Here is a 2280-nt window from a genome sequence, read left to right on the forward strand (position 1 = left end):
GAGCAATGCTCAGGACTTGTGGATCAGCTCCTGGGGGCGCGTGGAGGGCGTACCTTCCGGGTGATTGATCGAGAAGTCACCGAGTAGACCCGCGTTGCAGCGCGGGTCGGGAAGGCACGCCCGTGCTGAGCGTAGTCACCGCCGAGGGTTCCACCGAGTCCGGCTCCCTGATTGACGAGATCGTGCGCGAAGGCGCCCGCCGGATGCTTGCCGCCGCGCTGGAAGCGGAAGTTAGCCAGTACATAGCCGACTTGGCCGCTGAGACCGACGGGTCCGGTCGGCGGCTGGTTGTCCGCAACGGGCACCATCGGCCCCGCAGGGTGGTCACCGCGGCCGGTCCGGTTGAGGTCACCGCACCCCGGGTGAACGACCGGCGGGTCGACGACGCCACCGGCGAGCGCAAGCGGTTCTCCTCGAAGATCCTGCCGCCGTGGTGCCGCAAGTCGCCGAAGGTCTCCGAGGTCCTGCCGCTGCTCTACCTGCACGGCCTGTCCTCCGGGGACTTTGTGCCCGCGCTGGAGCATTTCCTCGGTGGCACGGCCGGCCTGTCGCCGGCCACCGTCACCCGGCTGACGAAGCAGTGGGGCCAGGACCACGCCGCCTTCCAGGCCCGTGACCTGTCCGACCGGGACTTCGTCTACGTGTGGGCCGACGGCGTGCACCCCAAGGTTCGGCTCGGGCAGGCGCACTCCTGCGTCCTGGTCCTGCTCGGGGTACGCGTCGACGGTACCAAGGAGCTGATCGCCATCGCGGAGGGCCTGCGGGAGTCGACCGAGTCGTGGGCCGACCTGCTGCGCGACTGCCGTCGGCGTGGCATGCGCGACCCTGAGCTGGTGGTCGGCGACGGTGCGATGGGGCTGTGGAAGGCGCTGGCCGAGGTATTCCCCGCCGCCCGTCATCAAAGGTGCTGGGTCCACAAAGCCCGAAATGTCACGAACGCGCTTCCGAAGTCCGCGCAGCCGGGCGCGACGAAGGCGATGCAGGAGATCTACAACGCGGAGGACCGCGCCCACGCCGAGAAGGCGATCTACGCGTTCGCGAAGACCTACGGCGCCAAGTGGCCGAAGGCGGTCGCGAAGATCACCGACGACCGGGAGGAACTGCTGGCGTTCTACGACTTCCCGGCCGACCACTGGATCCACCTGCGGACCACGAACCCGATCGAGTCGACGTTTTCTACGGTCAAGCTGCGAACGAAGGTCACCCGCGGCGCGGGCAGCCCCGCCGCCGCGCTCGCGATGGTGTTCAAGCTCGTCGAGTCCGCCCAGACACGCTGGCGCGCGATCACCGGAGCCCACCTCGTCGCACTGGTCCGCGCAGGCGCCCAGTTCGAAAACGGTGTCCTCGTCGAGCGCGAGGAGCAGGCCGCTTGATCGGCCGCAGGAGCCAACGGCCGGACTGTGGCTGACACGCGATAACCCAGCGAATGTCATCGGCCATCCTGGGACACTGGCGGCCATGGATGAGGTCAAAGTCGTCGTCGCCCATTCCGAGCGCGCGACCCTGCGCGTCGGCGACGTGTTCTTGAAGGTAGACCCCGATCAGGCGCGCACCGACGTTGAGGTTGAGGCGATGGCCCTGGCACCGGTCCCGACGGCGGAGGTCCTGTGGCGCAAGCCGCCCGTGCTCGCGATCGCCGCGCTTCCGGGGACGGCGCTTGGGCGCCTCGGCGAGCCGTCGACCGCGTCGCCGGCGGCTTGGGCCGCGGCGGGTGCCGCCATTCGGAAGCTGCACGAGGCGCCGTTGCCGCCCTGGCCCGGTCGGCGCCGCCGGGGTCCCGACGAGTTGGCGGCGGAACTCGACGGCGAGTGCGAGTTGCTCGTGACGAACGGCGTCCTGCCCGCCGACCTGGTCACCCGCAACCGCCAGGTCGCCGAGGCAGCGATCCGGCCGTGGACTCCGGCGTTCACGCACGGCGACCTGCAGATCGATCACGTCTTCGTCGACGGCGACGATGTCACCGGCATCATCGACTGGTCCGAGGCGGGCCGGGGTGATGCCCTGTTCGACCTCGCCACCTTGACGCTCGGACACGAGGAGCATGTCGAAGACGTCATCGCCGGCTATGGCACCGACATCGACCTCGACGTGATCCGCGCGTGGTGGTCGTTGCGGAGCCTGCTAGGGGTTCGCTGGCTGGTCGAACACGGCTTCGACCCATTCGCGCAAGGCTGTGAAGTCGACGTGCTGAGATCACGGATGTGAGGCTGCGGAGCCCGGCCCCGTTGCCATAACCCCGCGCTCGCACGACAACTCATCCACAGGTCTTGACTATTGCTC

At 68.8% G+C, this 2280-nt stretch carries 2 protein-coding genes; both read left to right on the forward strand.

The genetic code is table 11. From position 1 onward, the window contains the following. Positions 1–122: 122 nt before the first annotated feature. On the forward strand, positions 123–1373 hold the full coding sequence (locus ACZ3UD_RS37615; protein ID WP_465598593.1) for an IS256 family transposase: 1251 nt from the start codon (positions 123–125) through the stop codon (positions 1371–1373). Positions 1374–1458: 85 nt separating this feature from the next. Then, positions 1459–2205 carry a phosphotransferase family protein gene (locus ACZ3UD_RS37620; RefSeq protein ID WP_465598596.1) on the forward strand — a complete coding sequence of 249 codons (747 nt, stop codon included), beginning with the start codon at positions 1459–1461 and terminating at the stop codon, positions 2203–2205. Positions 2206–2280: the final 75 nt, after the last annotated feature.

The sequence above is a fragment of the Kitasatospora sp. NPDC023118 genome (genome assembly GCF_055560875.1).

What these genes read in the sequence shown, in the direction of transcription:
- ACZ3UD_RS37620 (WP_465598596.1), top strand. Translation starts at nt 1,459, where the DNA reads ATGGATGAGGTCAAAGTCGTCGTCGCCCATTCCGAGCGCGCGACCCTG.